Origin of the sequence: Flavobacterium ginsengisoli (assembly GCF_029625315.1) — a bacterium.
In the GTDB taxonomy this organism is placed as follows: domain Bacteria; phylum Bacteroidota; class Bacteroidia; order Flavobacteriales; family Flavobacteriaceae; genus Flavobacterium; species Flavobacterium ginsengisoli.
In genome coordinates this window covers 59,741-79,004 of sequence record NZ_CP121110.1, presented here as the reverse complement: position 1 = coordinate 79,004, position 19,264 = coordinate 59,741, and the positions used below count along the sequence as shown (strand labels likewise).

The window sequence follows — 19,264 nt, the reverse complement described above, 5'->3', positions numbered from 1 at the left end:
TTTTCGGATTTTTTCTCATTTTATGTCTTCCTGAGCGAAGTCGGAGGATGCGCTTAGTTAGACACACTAGATAGATTAAGCATGTGTCCCTCGACTTCGCTCAGGAAGACAAATCTTTGTAGAATTTCTAGTGCGATTTCTCTTTCGTTTAAATAATAAAACAAAACTTATTTTTCTTACTTTTGCCAAACAAAACCCTATGTTTTCTAACCTTTACGCCACAATAACGAATTAAAAAAATTAAACTAATGAAAAAAATAGCATGCTTCACTCTTTTAGCTTTACTTTTTACAAATTGCAAACAAAACAATTCAGAGAAAGAATTAGAATCAGCTAAAACTCCGGCTGATACTGTTACCGTAGTCAAAGAAGAAATAAAAGAGGAGAATCCAGAAGAAGGAGATTGTAAAGACATAGAAGTAGAAATGGGATCTGGAAGAGAATGCATTCTAAAAGATACAGATATTAATGAGGTTTATCAAAACATCATTAAAAACAAAGAAGTAGATGAATCAGAGTATTATTTAACTACTCTTCCAACTGAAAAAAAATCTATTGAAGTAAACAAAGAAGGATTAATCTCTATTGATTATGAAATTTTTAAAGACAAAGTAGCTATTTCGATGAATTACGAAGGTGGTGTGACAGAAGTAACACTTGAAAAAATAAACAATACAGTTAAAAGAAGCATTTTTCATTATGCAGATTAAGCTCTAAAATGATTTGAATAACTTTTGATTAAACCGCTAAAAGCTCTGAGTTTTTAGCGGTTTTAAATTTTTTGTCGCTAAGGCTCGAAATGATCTATTTTTAAGTCTCTCGCAGATTATGCAGATTTATTCTCATTTTTGTCATTTCGACGAAGGAGAAATCTCCACAAGCAGCTCCGCAACGAGAATCAATCTTTGTAGAGTTTCTCGCGAAGATTTCTCCTTCGTCGAAATGACAAAATTGCGCTTATTTCTTTATTTTTGAATAGTAAATCTAGTGCCTTAAAATAAAAAAAACTTTGTGCCTTAGCGCCTTTGTGGCAAAACCAAACCAATCTATGACTTTCAACAAAGAAACATACCTCAACAATCTAAAATTATATTTCGAAAGTTACGCTCCTATCTCTGAACAGTCATGGAAATTGATTGAAGGCTTGACAGATTTTCAGACAATCAAAAAAGGAGAAATCCTACTAGAAAATGGGGAAATCTGCAAAAATATGTATTTTATTGCTAAAGGAATTTTACGAACTTTTATTACCGATGAGCAAGGAAATTTTTATAACAAAAACCTTTTTTTCGAAAACAGGCTTGCATGCTCTAAAGTTTCATCAATGCTGCAAACTCCCTCAGACTTTACGATCGAAGCTTTAGAAGACTGTATTTTAATCCAACTTAATTACAAAAAATACATTCAGTTGATTACCGAAAATGATGATCTTAAAAACTTCTACATTGCATACTTGGAAAAAAACTGGATTATCGAAAAAGAACAACGAGAAGTGGCGCTAGTAATGCAAAATGCAACCGAAAGATATCTTAATCTTCTTGAGACGCATCCAACAATCGCTGATCGTGTTCCTTTATTGCATATTGCTTCGCATTTGGGAATTACTCCAACACAGTTAAGCCGAATCAGAAAAAGTCTGGAAAAAGATATTTAAATCAACATATGTAAAGGTTTTTCAAGAAAGCTAGTTTTATCTTTGCTATAGATTTAAATTCGATATTCGAAAAAATGAAAAATACAGACCTTGTAAAAGATAATATTGACAATCTTACAACACTTTGGAGAACCGTTGCTACTCCTCTCCTTTCTTATCATAAAAACGATCCGTTTCAATTCAGTCAGATAAAAAACTCAGGTTGGCCAAATCGACTGTGGTTCAGAGAAGATATTACAGAAGAAAATCTGCCACAGATTCTTGAAATTATAGACCAAAATCCAGGGTTGATCATTCCGTATTGGGATATTTTCGGAAGCAATTCAAAAGAAGTTTTCGATAAAAACCAATTTCAAATACGAATTCAGCTAATGGCAATGGCTTTAAAACTGGGAAAAAAATTTCCTCTTGAAAAGAATCTGACTTTTAAGAGAGTTTTAAATGAAAATGATGCTAAAACATGGTCAGATATTTATCCGTTATCTTTTAGTTATGTAATTAGTAAAGAAACGCTGGTTCATAATTATGAAAATGTCCAATTCTATTTGGTTCATGTAGATGAGAGACCAATAGGAACGCTTACTCTTTTTCAAACAGGAAATGTTATGGGAATTCATGGTGTTGGAGTAATTCCAGAAATGCGCAAAAAAGGTTTAGCCGAAGAAATAATGAAGTTTGCCATCAACGAAGCCATTGACGCTGGTACTAAATATGCACATTTACAAGCTTCTCCTTTAGGAAAAGGCATTTATACAAGATTAGGCTTCGAAGATTTGTTTTTGATAACGAACTACTTTTTAAAACCCAATATTTAAAAATCAAAATTCCAATTTGCTTGCTTTACGGTTATTTTCTTTTAATTTTTCTCAAAGATTTCGCAGATTACCTTACTCTCATTTATGTCTTCCTGAGCGAAGTCGAAGGACACATGCTGAATCCATTAAGTATTTCTGCACTTAGTGTTAGTAATTCATAATTCATAACTCATAACTCATAACTCATAATTAATTCTGTCCAAAATGCCCCTAAAATAGTCGCAAATGTGTATTTCTTTAAAAGAAAAACATTATTAGATTTGTAATACATTAACTAATAACCTTTTAAACAAATACCCAATGAAAACAACAAAAATTATTTTTTGGACTACTACAATTCTTATTTTTTTATTTGAGGGCGTGATGCCAGCTTTAACTTCTCAATCAGAAATGGCTAAGGAAGGAATCAGACACTTAGGTTATCCTGAATATTTTGGAAATGCTTTAGTTGTGTTTAAAATTCTTGGAGTTTTAGCTTTAATTATTCCGCAAGTGCCAGGACGCATAAAAGAATGGGCTTATGCAGGATTTGCTTTTGACTTTATTTTTGCATCTATAAGTCACTTTGCTGTTGACGGAATAGGTTTTCAAGGTTTCTTTCCTCTAATCGTTTTTGCAATTTTAATAGCATCTTATGTAACATATCATAGAATACACCGTTATAAAAACATAGCGCTCTAAAAACCAAAACTTTATGATTGAAGTTTTTAAAACAAATGTTCAAGAAGAATCTCAATGCTCGATAATCATTGAGAAACTTCTTGAACATTATCCAAACAGCTCGATCAACTTCGATTTAGAAGATTGCGACAAAATACTGCGCATTCATGCACCTACCTTTTCTAATACAAAAATTATAGACATTGTTAATTCGCACGGTTACTTCTGCGAAGCACTTCCTTAAAAAATTAACACTTATCAAATACTTGATTTACAATATTTTAATATTTTTTATTGTATATTTGAAAGAGTATCATTTCCCCTAATTTCTATAAATTTAATTTCACAGATAATGCACTGAGGTTTTTAGCAAACCAATCGGTAAACACGAACTGTCGAATTTTCTATTTCTAAAATTAAAAAAAATGAAGAGCGCTATTCAAAATACCATACTTGAAACCTACAGTAAATTGCACGATTTAGTTTCTTCCTTTTCAAAAGAAGAAATCAATATTGTTCCGTTTGAAGGGAGCTGGACTGCTGGGCAAACCACTCAGCACATTATTCTGGCCTGCTCTGGCTTGACCATGCTTTTTGCAGGAAAAACAGAAAAAACAACCAGAGAACCCGATGAAAACGTAAAAACTCTTGATAATATATTTTTAGACTTCACTACCAAATACCAATCGCCCGAAAACATAAAGCCTCCTGATATTGAATATGAAAAAGGCACACTGCTGGCTTCCATCAAAAAAATACAAAATGATTTATTTGAAGCAGCAGAAACTTACGATTTAACATTGACTTGTTTAGATTCTAAAGTGCCTGGATTTGACTTTTTCACGATTTATGAATGGCTTCATTTTGCAATTGTGCATACGAAGAGACACACTCATCAGTTAAAATCGATTTATGAGCATATTAAAAAACAATAGATTAGTATTTAACTCAAAATTACTTTTATGAGATCAAAAGTTAGAACCATTATTTCATCTGGTTTAGTTGCAGGCACATTAGATATTACTGTCGCTATTTTGATTTATGCAGGAATACTACATAAAACAACAGCCGAAAAAATTTTACAATCTATTGCAAGTGGCATTTTTAAGAAAGAAGCTTATACAGGAGGATCAGAAATGACTCTCGTTGGGTTGGGACTTCATTTTCTAATTGCTTTTATTTTTGCCTGGTTTTATTTTAAGATTTTCCCATACATCCCTTTTTTCAAAATAAATACCTTATTATCTGGCATTTCTTATGGTTTCTTTATTTGGGTTGTAATGAATCTCTTGGTTCTTCCAATAGTATTTCCGGTTTTACCAGAGAAGAATTTAGATTTTCCGCTTTTGCTTTCTATTCTCATTGTAATTTGCTGTGTCGGAATTCCGATTGCTTTTATAACAAGAAAATATTATGCAAAATGGTATTAAATAAGGTACAAAGTTACAAAGGCTCAGAGTTGTAAAGGTTAAAAACTTTGAGCCTTTGAATCTTAAAAATTAAACTTTTCTTCTGCCAGTAATCAATGAAATAATAAACAGGACTAAAAAGATGAAGAATAAAATTTTTGCGATGCTTGCAGCTCCGCAGCAATTCCGCCAAAACCAAAAATCCCAGCTATAATAGCAAGAATTATAAATATAACTGTCCAACGTAACATAATATTGATTTTTTAAGTTCTTAATACGACTGTTTTATAAGCCTTTTTTGTCTATTTCAAAGTTCTTTTATTCCTACAAATCCTGTTAACTCTATACACTTAAATATTATCCCAATAAAACCAAACCAAAGCTAGACAACACGCCACTTTCACGATTATTTACCAGCCTTACAGAATTACCATGTTTATGCTTTTGAGTTAATTTTTTAATGGATTGCATTAATCATCGCTTCTAACTCAAAGTAATTTTAAATAAAATTTATACGCATAATGGAAGAAGCTAAAAAACATGGCGTCATTTTACAAAAAACAGATCGAACTTTTGAGGAATTAGGCGTTTTAAATCCTGCCATATATCAAGACGGAAATAATGTGCACATGTTTTACAGAGCGGCCAAAAAAGGAAACTTCTCTACTATTGGTTACTGTCGTTTTGAAGGACCGACAACTTTGGTAGAAAGACGTTCAAATCCGATTTTTCTTCCAGAATATATTTATGAAATTCATGGTGTCGAAGATCCCAGAATTACTAAAATAGATGATCTGTATTATATGACTTATGTTACTTATGATGGTCTAAATGCCTGTGGCGCTTTGGCTGTTTCTAAGGATTTGGTGAAATTTAAAAAGAAAGGAATTATTACACCAAGATTCATTCTAAACGAATTTACCAATCTTATTAGAAAGCATTTACAAAACCCCAGCATTGCAAGAATATTGGCGTTTAATACAGAGAGGAATTATCCGTTAACGGAAACAATGAAAGAACATTTGTATGTCTGGGATAAAAATGTAGTTCTTTTTCCGAAGAAGATAAATGGAAAATTTGTTGCTCTACACCGCTTATTTCCATCTATTCAAATTCTTACGTTTGAAAAGAAATCAGAATTAACAGAAGATTTTTGGAAAGAGTATTTAAAGAATCTTCCAGATCACATTGTAATGGAACCAAAATATGATCATGAAACTAGTCATATTGGTCCAGGAGCTCCTCCGATCGAAACGGCAGACGGATGGCTTTTAATTTATCATGTCGCCGAAAAAAGAGTAAAAGGTTTGGTTTATCATGCAGCTGCAGTTTTGCTGGATTTAGAAGATCCAAAAAAAGTAATTGGAAGATTACCAAAACCCATTATTACTCCATCCGAATATTATGAAAGACATGGTTATGTCAATTACGTAGTTTTCCCCACAGGAACTGCCATTTTTGACGGCCAACTATATATTTATTATGGCGCTGCCGATGATGAGATTGCGGTGGCATCTTTGAACCTGAGCGAGTTATTAACCGAGCTAAAAAAGAATCCTCATGAAGACAATATCAAATAAATCAAAAATCGTTTTTTTATCTACTTTTCCGCCAACGCAATGCGGCATAGCAACTTATACTCAAGATACCATCAAAGGAATTACAGATGTTTATGGTAAATCTATAAAATGCGAAATATGCGAACTGGTTACAGAGCCTATTGAAGAACCAACGCAAGCTTTTACCTTAAACACAAAAAATAGAGCAGAATATGCTAAAGTAGCAGAAGAAATCAATAACGATGAAACTGTGAAATTAGTTCATATTCAGCATGAATTTGGTTTGTTTTCAGGAAATTATGGAGATCATCTTTTAGATTTTTTAAATGTTATTAAAGCCCCTGTCACTTTTACTTTTCACAGCGTAATTCCAAATCCGAATGACGAATTGAGAACCTTTGTGAGACTGCTGTTAAGCTACAGCAATTCGGTTTTTGTAATGACCAATAAATCAAAAGAAATTCTAATCAACGACTACGACATCAATGAAGAAATAATTACTTGCGTACCTCATGGAACCCACATTGTAATATATGAAACTCCAAAACAGGCAAAAGAAAAATTAAACATTGAAGATCGATTAGTGCTTTCTACTTTCGGACTTTTGGGCGAAGGTAAAAATATAGAAACAGGCTTACAGGCTTTACCAAAAATTATCGAAAAGGCGCCAAATGCTTTATATCTAATCATTGGCAAAACGCATCCAAACTTAATCAAAGATGGTGTTGATGCTTATCGTGACAAATTAGAAGGTATCGTTAAAGAATTAAACCTGCAGGACAATGTTCGATTTATCAATCAATATTTAGATACCGATGAACTTTTAGAATATTTAAAAGCGACAGATATTTATATGTTTACCTCAAAAGATCCCAATCAGGCAGTGAGCGGCACTTTTGCTTATGCTATGAGTTGTGCGTGTCCAATTGTGGCTTCTAAAATTCCGCATACAAGAGAAGTATTAACTTCAGATTCTGGAATTTTGTGTGATATTGGAAATTCTGATCAATTTGCGGAAGCAGCCATTAAATTAATCGAAGATGAAAATTTAAGACATGAAATGGGTATTAGTTCATTTACAAAAATGAGAGCTTCTTCATGGGAAAATGTTGGAATTACTCAAATGAATACTTATCAAAAACTGATTAAAAATCCATCCGAAATTAAATACAGCTATCCTCCTATCCAGTTAAAACATATCAAAAAACTAACTACCGAATTAGGAATTATTCAGTTCAGTAAAATTTCTATTCCAGATCTAGATTCAGGATATACTTTAGATGATAATGCAAGAGCTTTAATTGCGTTTTGCATGCATTATAAACTGACTCAGGACAAAGATGATCTAGCATATATTTTAATCTATTTAGATTTTATTCAACGTTGCCAAAAACCAAAAGGAGATTTTATCAATTATGTCGATCAGGAAAACCGCGAGCATATTGAGCAAAATGCCGAAGTAAATTTAGAAGATTCAAATGCCAGAGCTATTTGGGCTTTAGGAACTGTCGTTTCAATGTCAGACATTCTGCCTGAAGCAATTACCAAAAAAGCTACAAGATGTTTATTGAATTCTTTAAAATGGGCAGAAAATATTCAGTCGCCACGTTCAATTGGTTTTGCGACAAAAGGTTTGTATTTATACCATTCAACCATTCCGAATTTGTACGTTGCCGCGATTATCAATAAACTAAATGCAAAATTGCTGGCCAACTACGAAGATACCGCAACAGAAGACTGGCAATGGTTTGAAAATTATCTGACTTACGGAAACAGCATTCTGCCAGAATCTATGCTTTACGCTTATTTAATTACCAATAAACCGGTTTACAAAAAAGTAGCATTAGATTCTTTAGATTTCCTAATTTCTAAAACTTTCAAAGAAGGAACTTTCAAAGCCATTTCGAACCAAAGCTGGCATCATAAAGGTTCTGAGCCACATGAATATGGAGAACAGCCAATTGATGTTACATACACCATTCAGAGTTTAAATGCTTTTTATAATGCCTTTAAAACTCCAGAATATAAAAAGAAAATGAAAGTCGCATTTAATTGGTTCTTAGGTAAAAATCATTTGAACCAAATTATGTATAATCCTGTAAGCGGCGGCGGTTACGACGGACTTGAGAAACACAATGTAAACTTAAATCAAGGTGCAGAATCTACTGTTTGTTATCTGACTGCAAGATTATTAATGGAAAAACTAGCCATGTCACAATCACGCGTTATTCCGTTACTAAAATCTCGAAGCGGTATCGCCATAAATTTATAAGAAAAGATATTGAAGCTAACCAAATACTTCACTTTTTTAAACCCTGAAAATCCCTTTCTTAATGAAAGGGATTTTTTGTTTATAAAAAAAATAACAAAATAAATTTGCCTACCTACTAATAGGTAGTATCTTTGTCAAAAAAATTACTGCTATGACAACAAAAGAAAATATTATTGATAAAGCAGATCAACTTATTCGAGACAAGGGCTATAATGCGTTTAGTTTTAAAGATATTTCAAATGATATAGGCATAAAGACCGCTTCTATTCACTATCATTTCCCTACAAAATCAGATCTTGGGGTAGCAACTATTAAAGAACATATTGCCCGATATGAAACTTTAAAGGAAAAGGTTGCTAACGAATCACCATTGATACAACTTGAATCCTTTCTTGCTATACATACAAAAATTAAGCATGACAATAAAGTATGCATTGTTGGCTCACTGGCAACAGACTTAAATACACTAGACCAATCAATAAAAGAAGAACTAAAGATATTTGCCAAATTGGTAATTGACTGGCTGACTGAAGTGCTAACGGAAGGAAAAGAACAGAAAATATTTGATTTTCAAACTTCGGCACGAACAAAAGCATTAATGATAATTACGAATATGGTAGCAATAGTCCAACTTTCAAGACTTACAAACGATGACGATTTTGAGTTGGTAAAAGAAACAATATTAACAGAATTAAGACCTAAATAACAATGAAAAGAGTTGTAATAACAGGATTAGGAGCAGTAACTCCTATTGGAAATAGCGTTGAGGAATATTGGAATTCATTAATTAACGGAATCAGCGGTGCCGCTCCAATAACAAGATTTGACACCACACATTTTAAAACCAAATTTGCCTGCGAAGTTAAAAACTTTGATTCGCAGCATTTATTTGAAAAAAATGAAATTAGAAAATACGATCTTTTTACTCAATACGCTTTACATGCAGCAGACGAAGCTGTAAAAAATGCTAATATTGATTTTGACACCTTAAATAAAAATCGAATTGGTGTAATATGGGGATGCGGCGATGGCGGTATTTCTACTTTTGAAGAACAAATCGGAGAATATATCAAAGGAAATGGCACGCCAAGATTTAGTCCGTTTTTCATACCAAAAAGAATTGTCAACATAGCTTCTGGAGTTATTTCTATTAAATATGGACTTCGAGGAGTCAACTATACCACAGCTGCTGCTTGTTCTGCGAGTAATACTTCCATTATAGATGCATTCAATTACATTCGCTGGGGCAAAGCAGATATGATTATCAGCGGTGGTTCTGAGGCTTCAGTTTCAGAATCTTCAATTGGCGGTTTTAATGCATCAAAAGCATTATCGACATTAAATGATGATTGTACAAAGGCTTCACGTCCTTTTGATTCAACAAGAGACGGATTTGTTTTAGGCGAAGGAGCTGGTGTTGTTATTCTGGAAAGCTATGAACATGCTATAAAACGAAATGCAGTAATTCTAGCCGAAATTGTTGGAGGCGGATTAGCTGCAGATGCCTATCATTTAACAGGAACTCATCCTGAAGGAGAAGGAGCTGTTTTAGGAATGGAACTTGCTCTTGAAGAAGCTGGAATCACTCCAGATAAAATTGACTACATTAATGCTCATGCTACTTCTACTCCAACTGGCGATTTAAGCGAGCTTAAAGCTGTAGAGAAAGTATTTGGAATAAATCCGAATGCAAATATAAGCGCAACAAAGTCAATGACAGGACATTTACTTGGCGGTGCAGGAGCTATAGAAGCGATTGTCTGTATAAAAGCTGTTCAAGAAAATATTGTACCGCCAACCATAAACACTCAAAATGTTGAACAGAATTTTGCAGATAAATTTAATCTCACTCTCGGAAAAGCACAATCGAGAATAGTTAACTACGCTATGAGCAATACATTTGGTTTTGGCGGACATGTAGCAAGTTCAATATTTAAGAAGTTTACCGAATAAATGTCATAGTCTAATACTTGACGATTATAAAAATCCCTTTCTATTGGAAAGGGATTTTTTGTTTGCGGTCAGTAACGTCAAACTGTTTTAATTATTGTGAGTTTATGAAAATTATATAAGGTCGCTAAAAAGTTGTGTAATATATTTTAACAAGTATTGAGCTAACTTTCCTATATAATTTAATGATTTGAAAAAAATGTTAAATAATTGATTTTCAATTCACATCATTCACCTTAAAAACAGAACATTTTGATCCTTGCTATTAAAAATACATTCGCCGAAATTGGAGAAACCACAATATTCGCCAAAAGGTTTTTTAAGGAGGTTTTTATTCCGCCTTATGAAACTCGAGAGTTCCTAAAACAATGTTATGTTATAGGATACAAATCTCTGCCATTGGTTGCTATCACCGGTTTTATTATGGGCTTGGTGCTTACGCTTCAATCTCGTCCGACTTTGGTAAAATTTGGAGCAGAATCTTGGCTTCCGGGAATGGTGGCGCTTTCGCTGATTAGAGAAATTGCTCCTGTAATTACAGCATTGATTTGTGCAGGAAAAATTTCGTCAGGAATTGGTGCCGAATTAGGATCTATGAAAGTAACTGAACAAATTGATGCTATGGAAGTTTCAGCTGTAAATCCATATAACTATTTAGTGGTAACTAGAGTTTTAGCCTGTACTCTGATGGTTCCTATCCTAGTATTTTTTGCTGATGCGATTGGAATCATTGGCGGATATGTTGGAATAAACATTCACGGAGATGTCAATTTTTACCGTTTTCTAACTCAGATCATTCAATCCTTAGAATTTCTAGATCTCTTTCCAGCAACAATAAAGACTTTCTTCTTTGGATTTATTATTGGAATTATTGGCTGTTTTAAAGGTTTTAATGCTTCTAACGGAACAGAAAGTGTAGGACGAGCAACAAATTCTGCAGTAGTTACAGCATCATTAAGCATTTTTATAATTGATATGGTTGCTGTTCAAATAACCGATTTATTCTTTTAAAATGATGAAGGAAAAATTACATAAAGAACCTAAAACGAAAGAAAAAGATCTGACTCCGATTATTGAGATTAAAGATCTGCACAAAACTTTTGGAAAAGATAATGCCGTTTTAAAAGGCGTAAATCTCACTTTGAATAAAGGTGAAGATTTGGTGGTTTTAGGACGTTCAGGCTCTGGGAAATCCGTCACGATAAAATGCATTGTTGGATTAATTGAACCAGACAAAGGCGAAATCAAAGTTTTTAATGAAAACGTTCTTAATATCTCAAAAAGCGAGCTGAATGAAATTAGAGTCCGAATCGGATTTTTGTTCCAAAGCGGAGCACTTTACGATTCGATGTCCGTTAGAGAAAATCTCGCTTTTACATTGACTAAACACAAACGCGATCTAAGCAGTGATGAAGTTGAAAACGAAGTAATGGAAGCATTAGAAAATGTAGGTCTTGCCGAAGCAGTTGACAAAATGCCTTCTGAGCTTTCGGGCGGAATGAAAAAAGAATTGGTCTGGCAAGAACTTTAATCTTAAAACCAGAAATCATTTTATACGACGAACCTACAACTGGACTAGACACCATAACCTCTCGAGAAATTAGCGAATTGATATTGGACATTAAACACAAACAAAAAACCTCTTCGATCATTATCACTCACGATATGGCCTGCGCAAAAATGACTGCCGATCGAATTGTAGTTTTAAAAGACGGAGTTATTCATGCCGAAGGAACATACGAAGAATTAGAAAAAGACGAAGACGAATGGGTACGCTCATTTTTTGAATAAGCAAAATAAATAATAGAAATCATGAAAAAGGAATCTGGATATACTTGGAAGCTAGGAATGTTTGTAACGATAGGTTTACTGCTTTTTATAATGGCTGTATATTTCATAGGAAAACAGCAGAATCTTTTTGGCTCTACTTTTCACATTAGCTCTCAATTTAAAACGGTGAGCGGTTTAGAAGTCGGAAACAATGTTCGTTTTTCTGGAATTAATGTTGGCACAGTAGAGCAAATTCAGTTAAAAAATGACTCTATTGTTAGGGTAGTTTTGGTAATGAAAGAAGAGGTTCGAAAATTTATTAAAACAGATGCCACAGCCAGTATCGGTTCTGATGGTTTAATGGGCGACAAAGTGCTAACTATTTCTCCTGGCAACAAATCTCAAAAAATGATTGAAGACAACGGACAGATCGCTTCTATTGACGGAATTGAAATGCAGGACATCATGAAAAGCGTAAAGAAAAGCGTAGACAATATTGGCGTGATTTCAGACGAAATAGCCATTTTCAGCCACAGCATGAACAACGGAAACGGAGCTTTGGCAAGACTGGTTAAAGATGATAAAATGGCAAACAGCGTTTCCAACACACTTTCTAATCTAGAAACAGGAACAAAAGGTTTCAGCGAAAATATGGAAGCCGCAAAAAGCAATTTCCTATTTAGAGGCTACTTCAAGAAAAAAGAAAAGGAGAAAAAGGAAAAGCAAGAAGAAAGAAAAGAGAAACAAGAAGAAGCTAAAAAAGAAAAGGAAGAGAAGAAAGAGGCAAAAAAAGAGAAGCAAGACGAACAAAAGAAAGAGGAACAGCAAAAACAGGAAGAAGCTAAAAAAGCTGAAACTGAGAAAAAGTAAATATGTGTTAAATCTAAAATTCCAAATTCCAATTCTCACTTTATGTCATTTGAGCGAAATCGAAGGACACGCCCTTTAGAACACACAGAATAGATTAAGCATGCGATCCTTCGACTCCGCTCAGGAGGACAAATTAAAAATCCAGCATATCACAATTCACAACTCACAACTCACAATTCACAATTCACAATTAAAAAAAGTATATGCCTAGTTCATTCAAACATACCGCCTTAAAAGTTTTAAAAATTACTGGAATTACGATTGCGGTAATTTTGTTTTTGCTGTTTATTATTCCGTTGCTATTTCCTGGAAAAATTGCTTCGGAAGTGAAGAAAATTGCCAATGAACGTCTGGATACCAAATTGGAATTTACTAAATCTAAACTTTCGTTTTTTACACATTTTCCTTCATTGACCGTTTCGTTAGACGATTTGTCTTTAACGGGATCTAAGCCATTCAGCAATGATACTTTATTAAAAGCAGATCAAGTTGCTTTTGGAATTGATATTAAAAGACTGCTTTTTGATAATGAAGTTAAAATCAATAAACTTTATGTTTCTGATGCTTTAATCAATGTAATGGTTAACGAAAAAGGTCAGGCTAATTATAATATTTATGTTGCTCCAGAAGATAGAAAAAATGAGAAAGAAGATCCAAATGCTCCAGAAGAAGGAACAGCAATTCGATTAGAACGCATTGATTTACAAAACTGTCATGTAAAATATAATGATCGTTCCGCAAAGATTCTGGTCGATGCAAAAGGCTTTAATTATATTGGAAAAGGAAATTTGAGCGATGATATTTTTGATCTTGCAACCGATGCTAAAATCGATAATCTTGATTTCTATTATGACCGAACTGGTTATTTAAGACGAAAAAAAGTGAGTGCCGATTTAATTACCCGAATCAATACGCATGCGCTTACTTTTATTCTGCAGAAAAACGAACTTCACATTAATAAATTGCCCTTAAAATTTACGGGAATATTTAGCATTTTAAGAGATGGCTATAAAATCAATATCAAGGCAGCTTCAGAAAATACCACTGTAAAAGATTTACTTTCTGTAATGCCTCCTGAATATTTGACTTGGTTAGAAAAAACAGAAATTTCAGGAAGAAGCGATTTACTGCTTACTTTCAAAGGAGATTATAATGTCTCGAAAAAACAAAAACCAAACTTAGCTTTCAATTTAAAAATTAATGAAGGTTCGGTAAATTATAAAAATGCGCCGGTTCCTTTAACCGATTTTCAAATGGATTTGAATGCGATGCTTCCGTCTTTGGACACCGAACAATTGCTCGTTAATTTGAGAACCTTGAAATTTAAAGTAGGCGAAAAAGATTATTTTAATGCTTATCTGCACAGTAAAGGTTTAAGCGAAATGTCGATTAATGCAAGTATAAAAGGTGCATTGGATCTTGCTGTTGTTGACGCCGCATTAGGATTGGAAAATATTGATTTAAAAGGAATTTTAAAAACCGATATTCAGGCTCGAGGAGTTTTTAGCACTTCAAAAAAATTATTTCCTAAAACGATTGGCGGTATTTCTTTAAGAAACGGATGGCTGAAAACGAAATATTATCCAAATCCTATTACCAATATTACTTTTATAGCCAATATGCTAAATAAAGCGGGAACTTATCAGGATTTGATTGTTGCCGTAGCGCCTGCTTCTTTTGTTTTTGAAGGAAACCCTGTTTATGTAAATGCTACATTGTCTGATTTTAGCGATTTAGCTTATAATGCCAAAATTAAAGGCGAACTGAATGTGGGCAGAATCTATCAGGTATTCTCTCAAAAAGGTCTTGATTTGACTGGTTACGCCAAAGCTGATCTTTCATTAAAAGGAAAACAAAGTTATGCCACAACTGGCCAATATGATAAACTCGATAACAAAGGGACTTTATTGCTAAAAAATATAAAAGCAACATCTGAATTGTTTCCTAAAGCTTTCTTTATCAAAGAAGGACATTTCCGTTTTCAGAATGAGAAAATGTGGTTTGAGAAATTTAATGCTTCGTACGGAAAATCAGATTTTGATATTAATGGTTATCTCTTAAATACGATCAATTACTTTTTAGAATCGAAAGGGACTTTGAGCGGAAACTTCAACCTAAAATCAAAACTAATTAATGTTGATGAATTTATGGCGCTTGAAGACGGCGAAAACAAGGATCGAAACCTAGAAGTAGAATATGCCAAAGAAGATCACCCAAAAATGAGCGGTGTTGTCATTATTCCAAAAAACCTAAATGTAAATTTAGATGCCAGCGCAGACAAAATAGAGTATAACAAATTGGTTTTTAACAAATTAAACGGAAAAATAGGGATAAAAAAAGAAGGATTTTACTTAGAAAACATTACCTTTAATATCATCGATTGTGTTTTAGGAATTAATGCATTATACAAAGACGAATCTCCAACTTCGGCACATTTTGATGCTCATTTTACAGCAAAAGATTTTGATGTTCAAAGAGCATACAAAGAAATTCCGATGTTTCATGACATGGTTACTGCTGCTGAAAAAGCGCACGGAATAGTTTCTGTTGACTACAGTGTAAAAGGAGATTTGAACGGAAATATGGGACCAATTTATGAATCGATGCAAGGCGGAGGAACAATAAATTTGCGTGATGTAAAAATTAAAGGTCTCAAACTTTTTGACGGAATTAGCTCTAAAACAGGACAAAGCGGTTTGGACAATCCCGATATGAAAGGAATTGAAATTAAATCGACTATCGACAAAAACCTTATAAAAATTGAGCCATTTACTTTTAATGTAGCCAGCTTTAGGCCAACCATTAAAGGAACTACAAGCTTTGACGGACTTTTGGATCTTAGAATGCGCTTAGGACTTCCGCTTTTCGGAATCATAGGTTTTCCAATTGTAATTACTGGAACGCATGAAGCTCCCAAAATTAAAATATTCAGTAAAACTGGGCAGGAAATTAATCCTGCCGTTTATGATGAAAAAAACAATAAAGTAATTCGAAAAGAAAAAGTCAGCAAACCCAAAACAAAATAATAATGAATTCTATATCTCAACATAAAAGCGGCGCTTTCGAAAAGTTTGCTTCTAAAGTTTCAAAAGCTGCCGGAAGCACACCAGCCTTTATTGGAGCTCTTTTTCTTGTTATCGCATGGGCTGCTTCGGGACCAATTTTCGATTATTCCGAAACTTGGCAATTGGTTATTAATACAGGTACAACAATCATTACTTTTTTGATGGTTTTCTTAATTCAAAAAGCGCAAAATAAAGATTCGCTTGCTATTCAATTAAAACTAAACGAATTAGTGGCATCCAACGATTTATCGAGCAATAGTCTTGTTGATATAGAAAACATGACTGAAGAAGAAATGATCATTATTCAGAAATATTACCATCACCTTAGCAAATTGGCAAAAAAAGACATCACTATAAGAACATCTCACTCTATTGCGGAAGCAGAAGAAGTTCATAGCCGTAAAAAAGAAAAAAATAATAAACCAAATAATACTAAAAAACCTGCCAAAAGCACCACTAAAAAAATAACCAAAAAATGAAACTGAGCTCTACTGAAACCTATTGGCCTTTAAAAAATGCCATAAAACAAAGTTACCCTTCAATAGATTCTGATATCCATACCGACATTTTAATCATCGGTGGTGGCATAACAGGAGCTTTAACAGCATATAAATTATTAAATGAAGGAAAAAAAATTGTTCTTGTAGACCGTCGCGATGTCTGCGGTGGAAGCACTTCAGGCAGTACGGCCTTATTACAGTACGAAATTGATGTTCCGTTGCATCAACTAATAAAACTTCGTGGTGCTAGATGTGCTATAGATAGTTATCAAAACGGAAAAAAAGCCATTTTTGATCTTCGAAACATAATTGATACTGTTGGTTGCGATTGTGGTTTCGAGTTTAAAAAAAGTGTTTATTTCACTACTTTAAAAAAAGATGTTCCCTATTTAAAAAATGAATTCAAAGCCAGAAAACAGCATGGTTTTGAAATAAGCTGGTTGAGCAGATCTGAATTGCAAAAAATGGGATTGAATGCAATTGCTGGGGTAGAATCTAAAACAGCCGCTGTTATGGATCCTTTTAAACTGGCAACCGATCTTTTATTTCATTGCCATGAAAAGGGAATGCAAATTTTTGACCGAACTAACATTGCTTCCATTCAGCATCAAAAAGGCAGAATTCTTGCCACTACAGATTCCAAACATACTATTACTGCCGATCACATCATACATTGCACCGGTTATGAAAGCACAGAAACTTTAAAAGAAAAAGTAGTCGATTTAAAAAGTACTTATGTTATCACTTCTGAAAGTCAGTCTGATCTTCCAGAGCATTTTAAAAACACTATTTTTTGGGATACCGCTTCTCCATATCATTACATTCGAACTACAGAAGATAATCGTATCATAATGGGCGGCGGCGATGAGGATTTTAAGGATACAACAAAACGAGATAAATTGCTTCCTAAAAAAGAAGCGTATCTTTTAAAGCAATTTTTTAAAAGGTTTCCAGATTTAGATTTTAAAATTGACTATTCTTGGGCAGGCACTTTTGGAGAAACCAAAGATGGTCTTCCTTACTTTGGAAAACCTAATCCGAGAAAAAATGAACATTATATTCTAGGCTTCGGAGGAAACGGAATTACTTTCAGTGTAATCGGAATGAATTCAATCCTGGATTCTCTCAATAACAAAAAAAATACAGATTTAGATTATTATCGATTTGGAAGATAGAAAAGATTCTAAGATACTGAGATACTAAGGTTCTAAGTTTTTTTCTTAGAGTCTTAGTATCTTAGAACCTTAGCAACTTAATTACAAATAATCTTGTCTTATAGGTGTAAATACATCTACAACTTCTCCTGGTTCTATAATTTCTATAGAATGTTCAATATTTGCAGGAATTGAATAAGTATCTCCCACATTTAATAAAAATTCTTTTCCTTCAAATCTTAGTTTGTAGGCTCCTGAAATAACATAACCACTTTGTTCATTTGAATGTTTATGGAATGGCACGGAATCAGTTGATTTATATAACATTTTTGTCACCATAGAATCTTTCCCTATTGAAAGTACTACAAAATCAACTCCTAAAAATTGTCTTGAAACAGCATTTTCTTTTTTTACAACATTTTTCATTGTTCTTTATTTAATTATTAATTCCATCTGAATATTACATCTTTTGTACGGAGTTTCAAGACCGAAAACTTTTTCGAAGCCTAATTTATAATATAGGTTTATTGCAGGTTTTAAGATTGTATTACTCTCTAAATATATTTTTTTTGCTCCTAGTTCTTTTGCTTTTTCGGCAATTGCTTTTCCTAAAAGCCAACCAATACTTTTTCCTTGTGCTTTTGGAGAAACGGCCATTTTTGCCATTTCAAAATCATATTCGGAATTGTTCATTTTAATCAAAGCACAAACTCCTACAGGTTCATTTTCATATAAAGCCACAAGAATTTTTCCTCCTTTTTTCAAGATATAATCTTCAGGATTATCCAACGCTTTATAATCGGCTTCTTCCATTTCAAAATATTTCGAGATCCACTCTACATTCAATTCTCTAAAAGCTTGCTGATATTCTGGTTTATATTCTACAATTTTTACATCTTTGCTTTCTCTTTTTTCTTTTGTTCGCTAACTCTTTTTATTAAAGATTTTTGCTCTAGTAAAAACTCCCATTCTTCCAATGCTGCCCACAAATTATGCTTGCTTTCAGTAATTATCCCTTCAATTGCAACATCAATATCTTCTAGCTGCTTGCTTGATTTTCTTCGAAATTAAAATTCCTTTTTCAGTAAGTGCTACATTATTCTTACGTTTATCATCTGTTTTTGCGCTTTCTTGAATTAATCCTGCACCAATCATTTCCTGAATGATTTTGCTGACAGAAGGCTGAGAATGACCAATTTCATTGGCAATTTCAGTAATGGTTATTTCACGTTCTTCTGCCAATGTATAAAATACAGGAAACCACTTCGGCACAAAATCAACTCCATACAATTCATATATTTTGGCAACATCATCGGTAACAATAGCAGTCATTAAACGTAAACGGCTTCCTAACGCCGCTTTTCCAACTTTATCAAAAAATTCCATAAACAAATAATTAATTATATAACTAGTTATACAAATGTATGAATTTTTTAGATACTAAGAAACTAAGGTTCTAAGATTCTAAGTTTTTTTTGAAAACTATAGAATCTTAGAACCTTATTGTGTATATAATGTGCTTTAGAGCTAGCGACAGTACTTTTTTTGAGATACTAAGTTGCTAAGATTCTGAGCTTTTCCAAAAA

General features: G+C 33.3%; 17 protein-coding genes and 3 pseudogenes. 17 read left to right on the top strand and 3 right to left on the bottom strand.

Features of this window, described 5'->3' with window-relative positions:
• Positions 1–248 precede the first annotated feature (248 nt).
• From P5P87_RS00380 to P5P87_RS00350, 7 genes are all read left to right on the top strand, one after another.
• Positions 249–710, top strand: coding sequence for a hypothetical protein (locus tag P5P87_RS00380; RefSeq protein WP_278021116.1), 462 nt, complete (start codon positions 249–251; stop codon positions 708–710).
• A 338-nt stretch (positions 711–1,048) separates the two neighbouring features.
• Entirely contained in the window at positions 1,049–1,654 is a 606-nt protein-coding gene (locus tag P5P87_RS00375) for a Crp/Fnr family transcriptional regulator (protein WP_278021115.1), read from the top strand.
• Between the two features lie 74 nt (positions 1,655–1,728).
• The gene (locus tag P5P87_RS00370; RefSeq protein WP_278021114.1) at positions 1,729–2,469 is read left to right on the top strand and encodes a GNAT family N-acetyltransferase; all 741 of its coding nucleotides are present in this window, start codon (positions 1,729–1,731) and stop codon (positions 2,467–2,469) included.
• A 300-nt stretch (positions 2,470–2,769) separates the two neighbouring features.
• Entirely contained in the window at positions 2,770–3,150 is a 381-nt protein-coding gene (locus P5P87_RS00365) for a DoxX family protein (RefSeq protein ID WP_198857939.1), read from the top strand.
• Positions 3,151–3,163: 13 nt separating this feature from the next.
• A complete protein-coding gene (locus P5P87_RS00360; RefSeq protein WP_198857938.1) occupies positions 3,164–3,373 on the top strand; it encodes a hypothetical protein in 210 nt (69 codons plus the stop codon).
• A 181-nt stretch (positions 3,374–3,554) separates the two neighbouring features.
• On the top strand, positions 3,555–4,064 hold the full coding sequence (locus P5P87_RS00355; RefSeq protein WP_278021113.1) for a DinB family protein: 510 nt from the start codon (positions 3,555–3,557) through the stop codon (positions 4,062–4,064).
• A gap of 27 nt (positions 4,065–4,091) precedes the next feature.
• Complete coding sequence (locus P5P87_RS00350) at positions 4,092–4,559, top strand: DUF1440 domain-containing protein (protein ID WP_278021112.1); 468 nt, start codon at positions 4,092–4,094, stop codon at positions 4,557–4,559.
• A 69-nt stretch (positions 4,560–4,628) separates the two neighbouring features.
• On the opposite strand, the pseudogene P5P87_RS00345 reads toward P5P87_RS00350, so the two are convergent.
• Positions 4,629–4,789, bottom strand: a pseudogene (locus tag P5P87_RS00345) (DUF1328 domain-containing protein).
• A gap of 270 nt (positions 4,790–5,059) precedes the next feature.
• Between P5P87_RS00345 and P5P87_RS00340 the strand changes: the two are divergent.
• The 10 genes and pseudogenes from P5P87_RS00340 (at position 5,060) to P5P87_RS00295 (ending at position 17,699) form a co-directional block, all read left to right on the top strand.
• Entirely contained in the window at positions 5,060–6,118 is a 1,059-nt protein-coding gene (locus P5P87_RS00340; RefSeq protein ID WP_278021111.1) for a glycoside hydrolase family 130 protein, read from the top strand.
• Complete coding sequence (locus P5P87_RS00335; protein WP_278021110.1) at positions 6,099–8,369, top strand: glycosyltransferase; 2,271 nt, start codon at positions 6,099–6,101, stop codon at positions 8,367–8,369. Before P5P87_RS00340 ends, P5P87_RS00335 begins: the two co-directional genes overlap by 20 nt.
• Before the next feature lie 151 nt (positions 8,370–8,520).
• The gene (locus P5P87_RS00330) at positions 8,521–9,075 is read left to right on the top strand and encodes a TetR/AcrR family transcriptional regulator (protein ID WP_278021109.1); all 555 of its coding nucleotides are present in this window, start codon (positions 8,521–8,523) and stop codon (positions 9,073–9,075) included.
• Between the two features lie 2 nt (positions 9,076–9,077).
• Positions 9,078–10,322 carry a beta-ketoacyl-ACP synthase II gene (gene fabF, locus P5P87_RS00325; protein WP_278021108.1) on the top strand — a complete coding sequence of 415 codons (1,245 nt, stop codon included), beginning with the start codon at positions 9,078–9,080 and terminating at the stop codon, positions 10,320–10,322.
• Between the two features lie 249 nt (positions 10,323–10,571).
• Positions 10,572–11,330, top strand: a complete 759-nt coding sequence (locus P5P87_RS00320) for an MlaE family ABC transporter permease (protein WP_278021107.1) — start codon at positions 10,572–10,574, stop codon at positions 11,328–11,330.
• Positions 11,331–11,334: 4 nt separating this feature from the next.
• Positions 11,335–12,110, top strand: a pseudogene (locus tag P5P87_RS00315) (ABC transporter ATP-binding protein).
• A 21-nt stretch (positions 12,111–12,131) separates the two neighbouring features.
• Positions 12,132–12,959 carry an MlaD family protein gene (locus P5P87_RS00310; protein WP_278021106.1) on the top strand — a complete coding sequence of 276 codons (828 nt, stop codon included), beginning with the start codon at positions 12,132–12,134 and terminating at the stop codon, positions 12,957–12,959.
• Between the two features lie 203 nt (positions 12,960–13,162).
• Positions 13,163–15,985: an AsmA family protein gene (locus P5P87_RS00305; RefSeq protein ID WP_278021105.1), complete on the top strand. Its 2,823-nt coding sequence runs from the start codon at positions 13,163–13,165 to the stop codon at positions 15,983–15,985.
• 2 nt (positions 15,986–15,987) lie between these two features.
• A complete protein-coding gene (locus tag P5P87_RS00300; protein ID WP_278021104.1) occupies positions 15,988–16,503 on the top strand; it encodes a low affinity iron permease family protein in 516 nt (171 codons plus the stop codon).
• Positions 16,500–17,699 (top strand): NAD(P)/FAD-dependent oxidoreductase, encoded by a 1,200-nt coding sequence (locus P5P87_RS00295; protein WP_198857929.1) that lies wholly within the window; start codon positions 16,500–16,502, stop codon positions 17,697–17,699. The genes P5P87_RS00300 and P5P87_RS00295 overlap by 4 nt, the downstream gene beginning before the upstream one ends.
• A gap of 81 nt (positions 17,700–17,780) precedes the next feature.
• On the opposite strand, the gene P5P87_RS00290 is transcribed toward P5P87_RS00295, so the two are convergent.
• Together P5P87_RS00290 and P5P87_RS00285 are read right to left on the bottom strand one after the other, a co-directional pair.
• On the bottom strand, positions 17,781–18,104 hold the full coding sequence (locus P5P87_RS00290; protein ID WP_278021103.1) for a cupin domain-containing protein: 324 nt from the start codon (positions 18,102–18,104) through the stop codon (positions 17,781–17,783).
• Between the two features lie 6 nt (positions 18,105–18,110).
• Positions 18,111–19,064, bottom strand: a pseudogene (locus tag P5P87_RS00285) (bifunctional helix-turn-helix transcriptional regulator/GNAT family N-acetyltransferase).
• Between the last annotated feature and the right edge of the window lie 200 nt (positions 19,065–19,264).

What these genes read in the sequence shown, in the direction of transcription:
- P5P87_RS00340 (WP_278021111.1), top strand. Translation starts at nt 5,060, where the DNA reads ATGGAAGAAGCTAAAAAACATGGCGTCATTTTACAAAAAACAGATCGA.
- P5P87_RS00290 (WP_278021103.1), bottom strand. Translation starts at nt 18,104, where the DNA reads ATGAAAAATGTTGTAAAAAAAGAAAATGCTGTTTCAAGACAATTTTTA.
- P5P87_RS00380 (WP_278021116.1), top strand. Translation starts at nt 249, where the DNA reads ATGAAAAAAATAGCATGCTTCACTCTTTTAGCTTTACTTTTTACAAAT.
- P5P87_RS00350 (WP_278021112.1), top strand. Translation starts at nt 4,092, where the DNA reads ATGAGATCAAAAGTTAGAACCATTATTTCATCTGGTTTAGTTGCAGGC.
- P5P87_RS00335 (WP_278021110.1), top strand. Translation starts at nt 6,099, where the DNA reads ATGAAGACAATATCAAATAAATCAAAAATCGTTTTTTTATCTACTTTT.
- P5P87_RS00305 (WP_278021105.1), top strand. Translation starts at nt 13,163, where the DNA reads ATGCCTAGTTCATTCAAACATACCGCCTTAAAAGTTTTAAAAATTACT.
- P5P87_RS00330 (WP_278021109.1), top strand. Translation starts at nt 8,521, where the DNA reads ATGACAACAAAAGAAAATATTATTGATAAAGCAGATCAACTTATTCGA.
- P5P87_RS00300 (WP_278021104.1), top strand. Translation starts at nt 15,988, where the DNA reads ATGAATTCTATATCTCAACATAAAAGCGGCGCTTTCGAAAAGTTTGCT.
- P5P87_RS00375 (WP_278021115.1), top strand. Translation starts at nt 1,049, where the DNA reads ATGACTTTCAACAAAGAAACATACCTCAACAATCTAAAATTATATTTC.
- P5P87_RS00370 (WP_278021114.1), top strand. Translation starts at nt 1,729, where the DNA reads ATGAAAAATACAGACCTTGTAAAAGATAATATTGACAATCTTACAACA.
- P5P87_RS00310 (WP_278021106.1), top strand. Translation starts at nt 12,132, where the DNA reads ATGAAAAAGGAATCTGGATATACTTGGAAGCTAGGAATGTTTGTAACG.
- fabF (WP_278021108.1), top strand. Translation starts at nt 9,078, where the DNA reads ATGAAAAGAGTTGTAATAACAGGATTAGGAGCAGTAACTCCTATTGGA.
- P5P87_RS00355 (WP_278021113.1), top strand. Translation starts at nt 3,555, where the DNA reads ATGAAGAGCGCTATTCAAAATACCATACTTGAAACCTACAGTAAATTG.
- P5P87_RS00365 (WP_198857939.1), top strand. Translation starts at nt 2,770, where the DNA reads ATGAAAACAACAAAAATTATTTTTTGGACTACTACAATTCTTATTTTT.
- P5P87_RS00295 (WP_198857929.1), top strand. Translation starts at nt 16,500, where the DNA reads ATGAAACTGAGCTCTACTGAAACCTATTGGCCTTTAAAAAATGCCATA.
- P5P87_RS00360 (WP_198857938.1), top strand. Translation starts at nt 3,164, where the DNA reads ATGATTGAAGTTTTTAAAACAAATGTTCAAGAAGAATCTCAATGCTCG.